1 protein-coding gene is annotated in these 249 nt (G+C 66.7%); it reads right to left on the bottom strand.

Annotated elements, in window-relative coordinates; genetic code table 11:
• Positions 1-249: hypothetical protein (locus AC0IYH_RS33090; protein WP_471838624.1), on the bottom strand; the 249-nt coding region annotated here is incomplete at both ends.

The following is a 249-nucleotide window of genomic DNA, read 5'->3' as shown; positions in this document are numbered from 1 at the left end:
AGTGCGGACTCGGGTTCGTCGAAGATGAAAAGACCGGGGCGGGTACAGCGTTCCTCGAAGAAGCGCAGGAAGCCTTCGCCGTGGGAGTGGGACAGGAAGTCCGCTGACGGACTGCCGGCCGCGTCCAGATATCGGGCGACGGTGAAGAAACTCTCGGCGCGGAAGAACCAGCCCTGCCCGATCCGGGGCAGCCATGCGGCCTTCAACGCACGGGCCAGGTCGCCGCCGCCACGTTCGATGGCGGTGCTG

It is taken from the genome of Pseudomonas sp. AC463, assembly GCF_979253585.1.
Note: the sequence above shows the minus strand (reverse complement) of the source record. Positions and strands in the feature narration are given on the sequence as shown.